The 6,564-nt window shown below is 58.1% G+C and carries 5 protein-coding genes and 1 pseudogene; 3 read left to right on the forward strand and 3 right to left on the reverse strand.

Going from position 1 to position 6,564, the window contains the following annotated elements; translation table 11 throughout:
- Positions 1-188 precede the first annotated feature (188 nt).
- Complete coding sequence (locus ACZL02_RS24275; RefSeq protein WP_472941121.1) at positions 189-341, reverse strand: DUF4113 domain-containing protein; 153 nt, start codon at positions 339-341, stop codon at positions 189-191.
- 1,243 nt (positions 342-1,584) lie between these two features.
- Positions 1,585-1,893 carry a hypothetical protein gene (locus ACZL02_RS24280; RefSeq protein ID WP_472941122.1) on the reverse strand — a complete coding sequence of 103 codons (309 nt, stop codon included), beginning with the start codon at positions 1,891-1,893 and terminating at the stop codon, positions 1,585-1,587.
- A gap of 106 nt (positions 1,894-1,999) precedes the next feature.
- On the opposite strand from ACZL02_RS24280, the gene ACZL02_RS24285 reads away from it, so the two are divergent.
- Together ACZL02_RS24285 and ACZL02_RS24290 are read left to right on the forward strand one after the other, a co-directional pair.
- A complete protein-coding gene (locus tag ACZL02_RS24285) occupies positions 2,000-2,125 on the forward strand; it encodes a hypothetical protein (protein ID WP_472941123.1) in 126 nt (41 codons plus the stop codon).
- A gap of 803 nt (positions 2,126-2,928) precedes the next feature.
- Positions 2,929-3,318: pseudogene (locus ACZL02_RS24290) on the forward strand (helix-turn-helix domain-containing protein); the annotation flags it as partial.
- Positions 3,319-3,335: 17 nt separating this feature from the next.
- On the opposite strand, the gene ACZL02_RS24295 reads toward ACZL02_RS24290, so the two are convergent.
- Entirely contained in the window at positions 3,336-3,710 is a 375-nt protein-coding gene (locus tag ACZL02_RS24295) for a MerR family transcriptional regulator (protein ID WP_472941124.1), read from the reverse strand.
- 765 nt (positions 3,711-4,475) lie between these two features.
- Between ACZL02_RS24295 and ACZL02_RS24300 the strand changes: the two genes are divergently transcribed.
- Positions 4,476-5,990 (forward strand): methyl-accepting chemotaxis protein, encoded by a 1,515-nt coding sequence (locus ACZL02_RS24300; RefSeq protein WP_472941137.1) that lies wholly within the window; start codon positions 4,476-4,478, stop codon positions 5,988-5,990.
- Positions 5,991-6,564 lie beyond the last annotated feature (574 nt).

Genomic DNA, 6,564 nt, shown 5'->3' on the forward strand with positions numbered 1-6,564 from the left:
GGAGACAGGGCCTTTAGCAATCGGTTACGGAAAACTGCTTGCGATAGGGTTATCGTCATCGGTTTGTCCGAAACTCGCCGGCAGCGCACAATATTGCCGCTTGTTCCGGAATCGTAGCGTGTCTTCGGAGTACGCTAGAAAAAGGTCTAGCACATCGGGTCGCATCCATCCGTGAAGTAGCTACCTAACTATGCAGTCACACTCGGCAGCTCCCCTATCCGTGTCGTGTACCGCGGCGACCGCATGTCGAATTTCGTCGCCCATTGCTGCCGGATGCCAGCGGCTGCAGGGGCGATTGTCCCCCGGCCGAACCTTCCGTTCATGGCATCGATCACGCCCATCAGCCTTTCGGACTGCTCTCGGTCCCGTCGATCGAACAGTCTTCGGGGTACGGTGCCGGCACGGATCAAGTCGTCGATGATGATGCCCGGCCTTCGCGTACAGAAAGCCAACGCGGCAAATCGCCCCGCTAGACCTTCCCGAAGTCTAAGTTACAGGCGGACCTGTTCGGGGCGGTTTTCTTGGCGCTGTTCGCAACAGCGTTTTCGTAGCATAAGCTCACGAAAATGGAGAGGCACCAACGGCGAAATGGGCGCCTCTCCGGCTCACCCCACTGAAATGCGAAGCTTGCAAACGAATCTGGAGTAGGCGGCATTTGTCGTCAACCTTATGAACCGCACAAGCGTTACCTACCTTAAAATTTCGCTGAGCCGGGTATCGGCGGCGAGATGGCCCACGCCGCCATGCTTCGCCGACACCAGCTTCGACAGCCACGCTCGACTTTGGTGGCTCTCTTGTTTGCCCGAGCCGCGTCCTCGTGTGCCCGGCTGATCTCCCCCTGCGCCAATGCCAACTGTGCTTGCAAAGACCGCAGCTCGTCCCTCGAAACATCGGCCTGCAGTGCGGCCTTCGAAGCCATTTGCTCGACTTGAGCTTCTCTTTCGGAAGTGCTGCCGCTGCGCTTTGGACGAGCTCTAGGGCCGTGGACCAGTCAGAATTTTCGGTAGCATCAAAGTTGGGGGCAGTCCGCTGCGATTGCTCCATAGTTAGAAATGCCCCTCCAGTTCGAGATCCAGTGTGCTCGGGATATCGAAGCCGAGGTCGGCGCGTGTCTCGAACCGATTGTCGGTTTCCATCCAAGTTCACCCTTACTCAAACGTAGCCAACGTCGCGGCGTTAGCGGGAATACCAGCTCAGCGAGCGACTAGGCTTTTAAGCGATCTGCCTTCGAAAGGTTCATCGCTGCGCCAGGTATTTCCGCCCACGAAACGAACCGCCACCATCCTCCTCTGCCTAGACCTGTCATCCGTGATGTGGGCGGGGATCATTTGGGCGCTACCGTAAGACAAGCGGCATCCTTCTTAACCAAGATCTCCCTTTGAAATGCATTGAATTTAGGCGATCTGGTGCGAAACTTGACAGTTTTGTGACCGCTAGTTGGCTTACGATCTGTTTAGTGATTACATACGAGAAACGGGAGGAAATCCCGCGGGAGAAAATGTCATGAGCAGGACGTTCGATCACGCAACAAAGCTGAGCAACAAGGTGGCGTCGCCACGTACGCAGTTCGGGCCCGCACGAGGCCTAGTTATCGGTTTCGTAATCTGCGCGGCGTTCTGGGCTGGGCTCGCGATCGTAGTGTTTGGCTGACAGCTTCCGGTCGTCCGCCCTGCGTTCGGTACCGGCATAGTAATCGACCGCGACTCTACGATCCTTATTTAGCAATGGCGGCGGGAACGGTCTCGTCGTTTCGCAATAGACCCAGTCGCCATCATGCCTCCTGCGGAAAAAATTGTTTTTACGTGAAGAGGGCAGGGTCTGCACTTCGATGAAGTAGCGCAGCCAACTGATTGGCTGCCATTTAACATCGTCCGGAAGTTCGATCTTCTTCAAGCTGCCACCCAATTCGCGCCCGCCTATCAACAGGTATCGACGCGTAAAGTTCAACTAGCCGCCAAAGTATTCTGAGATTTGGCGGCACCTATACGAACCGACAATCTTGCCATCGAGTCTCGCCCTTACCGGCGAGATTCTCTATGTCCCGAGCATCCCTAGGGCCACCCGCGAGACGATCGAGGCACTGCTGGCGCAGTACGACGAGGCGCTGCGCACGTCGGCGGGTTAGCCCGAAAGCCTCACAGATGGAGATGTGGCGGCGCTGCAGAGAAACGAGCAGCGCCGCCTACATGCCTCCTGCTTCAGCAGAAGAGGCGCAGGGGAGCGCTTCTGCTGGTGAAGCATCCTCGCCCGCAAAGCTACTCTGAACCTTTCCTCTCAATGAACCCATCCAGGCTCTCCCTCAACAGGTGGGCCTTTTTCATGCCCGAAGAACACATGGAATCAACACTCCACTGGCGCCGGGTGCTGAAGCAATCTTGGTCGATTCGCCTCATGCTTCTCGCCGGGCTGCCCTAAAGCATACTGCTCGTCGAATATGCAAACTGCTTAAAGTATTCGCTCACTAAGCACATACAAATAGGCATGACAACTTTACAGCGAAGCATCCGCTTATGACCCGCAGGTTTAGCGTCCCGTTGCTCCCAACGAATGGATCCTAATTAGAAACGAAGCCCCGCCGCCGGCGCGCGCGACGGGGCTTCATCCTGTCCGGCAAATGGCCAATACAACACGACGGATACCTGAACCGGGATCGCCAGGATCATCACGACGTCTTGTATTACGCTCGATTAAAGGAGACACGCGTTCCCGCGCCTTTATCGTAGTACGGTGATCGCTAAGACACCGCCAAAACGCTACTGACTGGCGCATGATAAGGCCGCAAGGATCCTCGCTGAGCACTTCGTCCTCGGCATGTGTCGCCATGTCGAGATAATCGAGCGGGAGGGGAGCCGGGACACCGGTAAGTAGGACTTTTAGGCAGTAAAGTTGTACAGTAGTGACCAAGAAATTGCAGGGATAGCTTACGAGATGGTCGACGTGACTGGTTTAGACGACGCGCTTGTTGATGCCGGTGTTGGCGCAAAAATAAGGGAGCGCCGCAGAGCTCTTGGCATGAGACAGACAACGCTCGCCGAAAAAATCGGCGTAACATTCCAGCAGGTTCAAAAATATGAAAAAGGGGCAAACCGCGTAAGCGCAAGTAAGCTTCACCAGATTGCCGTGATCCTTAATGTAGAACTCGTAGACCTTTTCCTTAATCAGAGCACCACAGCAAACTCATCAAACTTTTGCTCGGAAAACGAAATCGTGTCGTTCGTCCGGACCCGGGAGGGGCAGAGACTAAACCAAGCATTCGCAAATATCTTGGATGAGAAGGTTAAGCGAAGGTTAATCGAGCTCGTACAAACGCTGGCGGCCTTAGCGGCGAGGCGCTTTCAAGCGGCCTCATCTTGGGACGGTAGCCGAGCGGCAGCGATTTCGGCCGAAATGTCGCTTAAGACTTTCTGGAGTTGCTCTATCTCGGCGGAGACCTCGACTCGCCGTCGGTGTAGCGCCTCAACAAGCTGATCCTCCGACTTGGAGTTGAGCAACTGCTTCACCTCAACGAGCGAGAAGCTGAGGTGGGCAAGGTGCGTGATCTTCTGCAGGCGAGCCACATCAGCATCGCTGTAGACGCGGCGCCCGCCCGAGATGCGCTTCGGCGGAGTTAGGCGAAGCTCCTCATAGAAGCGTAGCGTGCGTTGCGTGACGCCGAGCATCGCAGCGACCTCGCCAATCGTGTGCGGATGGGTATCGTCAATCTTTGCCAACAAGGAATCCTGATATTTGGGCTTATGCGGCTGTGGATTGGCTCTGGAAGGCAGTGTCCTTCCTGAAGGGATTTATTTGTTGCGAAGACATCCGGAGGCAACGCATCACTGTTGACGATTGCGTGTATCTGCGGCGCCAGCTGTGTGGAAGGACCGCTTAGGCTGGCGGTAAAATAATTCGACCAAAGTGTTAACCAAAGCCGACGTCAGCAAAATACGGATTTCAGTCGTTAGCTATTATTAGCAGGCTTCTCGTATTTTCTGAGTTCAGTGGGGCTGCTGTAGATGCTCCATCAGAAGGACGCGAAGGCGCAAACCGTTATGCTTCAGAACCTAAAAATCTCAACCAAAATCATCGCCATCGCGATCGGCATAAGCCTGATTGGCTTGGTCCTGTCCTCGTATGCCGCTTGGAAAATGTATGGCATTGACGATGCCTACTCAGACCTAATTGCAAAACGTAACTCTGCCGTCGTTCTTCTCGTCCGCGCTGGAAAGAACGTAGCCGAAGCAAGCTATGCTTCATATAAAACACTTGTCTACGACGGAAATACCGATGTCGCGAAGGTTGCGGCGAAAAACCGGGCTGACCGAATTGGCAAAACGGCTGAGTATCTCGACCTCGTTCGCGAGGCATACCCACTTGAAGGTTTATCCATAGATGCTTTGAAGAGTGAACTTGCAGCCACCGCAAGCTTTGGAGAGCAGGGTGTGGCGCTGGGTCTTCGTAATGAAGACGACGCCGCAAAACCGTTGCTGGCCAAAATGGACGAGGCTTCTACTCGTTTTGACGTGGCCTACGGATCTCTCCGGGACAAATTGCTGGCGCAGAATCTGGGCGAATCCGATGCGCTGACTACTTCGACCTGGGCTACAATATATACCACGCTATTAGGTTCGGCGATCGGTTTGGCGCTAGGAATTGGCGGAGCAATCTTCGTTTCAGCGAAAGGTATTGCTGGTCCCCTGAAGGCTCTTGGCGTTCGAATGGAACAGTTGGCCGGCGGTCAGCTGGATGTTGAGATCGCCGGCCAGGAGCGCCGCGATGAAGTCGGCGGAATGGCGAAGGCGGTGCAGGTGTTCAAGGACGCCGCCAACGAGAACAAGCGGCTCGAGGCCGAGGCGGCGGCAGCCCGCGCGGCGCAGGCCTCGCAGCGCGATCGTCAGTCCGCGGTCGACAATGCCAAGGCCGAGGATCTGAAACTCTTCGTCCACGCCGTCGAGGCCGGCTTCGACGAGTTGTCCGCCGGCAACCTTACCGTCCGCATGGAACGGGCCGTGGCGCCGGAGTTCGAGCCGATCCGCCAGAAGTTCAACGACACCGTAGTTGCGCTGGAGGAGACCATGGGCTCGGTCGTCGACGCCGTCGGCTCGATGCGCGTCGGCCTCAACGAGATCACGGTGGCCGCCGGCGATCTCTCCCAGCGCACCGAGCAGCAGGCGGCGAGCCTCGAAGAGACCGTCGCGGCTCTATCGGAGGTGATGCGCGCCGTTACCGGCACGGCGAGCGAGGCCGGCACCGCCCAGACCTCGGCGACCACCGCCCTCAGCAATGCCGAGAAGGGCGGCGTCATCGTCGCCCAGGCGGTGGAGGCGATGAGCCAGATCGAGCAGTCCTCGGACGCCATTGGCAAGATCATCGGCGTCATCGACGAGATCGCCTTCCAGACCAACCTCCTCGCGCTCAACGCCGGCGTCGAGGCGGCACGGGCCGGTGAGGCAGGCCGCGGCTTTGCGGTCGTCGCCCAGGAAGTCCGCGGCCTTGCCCAGCGCTCTGCCGAGGCTGCGAAAGAGATCAAGGACCTGATCTCGACCTCGTCGACCCAGGTCGAGCGCGGCGTCAACCTCGTCACCGCCTCTGGCCGTGCGCTGGAGGAGATCGTCTCGACCGTCGGCGAGATGTCCTCGACCGTCACGGGCATCGCCGGCTCGGCGCGCGAGCAGGCGACGAGCCTCAAGGAAGTCGCCATCGCCGCCGACCAGATGGATAAGGTCACCCAGCAGAACGCGGCCATGGTCGAGGAGACTACTGCCGCCGCCCAGACCCTCCTCGGCGAGACCGAGCAGCTCGCAGTCCTGATGGACCGCTTCCGCACCAGCACCCAGCGCTCCGCCGCCCCGGCGCCCGCTGCCCGGACCGTCCAGCGCCCCCGCCCTGTCGCAGCGCCCGCCCGGCGCCCGTCGCCGAGCCAGGCCGCCATCCCGCAAATGCGCCACACCGGCACCGGCGGTGCGGCCGTCAAGACCGCGGCGAAGGAGGACAGCTGGGAGGAGTTCTGATCCCGCATAGTTTAAAACCGGCGGTAACGCCGGCCCTAAAACGACAGATGGCTACGGCGCCCCCCAACCCTGTGGGCGTCGTAGCCCTTTTCGTCAGCCCTTCAGTGCCGGAAGTTGCGATCAATGATAGCTTCGCGCCAGCCAAAGCGTCGATGTTAAGTCACCAGCGGCGCTTGAATCCCGCCGTTGAAGCAGGTGCGCTGGGCGACGCTGTTCTTGCACGGTACAGCGTCGCTCCCCGTGCAGCCTCCGAACTCGAATGCGATTAGCTAGTTCCATTGTACCGTAGCGACCGCATATCGAATTTGGTTGCCCGTTTCCTCCGGATGCCCACGGCTAAACGCGCAATAGCGCCTCGTCCGAACTGTCCAAATTGGGCATTCGAGAAGAAGCGCACCTGCGGCCGCCTGACGCTCACGTCAAGTTACACGGTTTTCGAACGGTATCCCACGGCGGCGGAAAACTGTCAGCATGTCAGGATCAAAAAAGCCCGGGAGGCGACCGACAATCGCGGAGCCGTAGGGCTTAAAATTCGCGTAAGATCGCGACTTTCGGCTCCGAAGATCCGTATTTC

The sequence above is a fragment of the Mesocryomonas fontinalis genome, assembly GCF_055730125.2.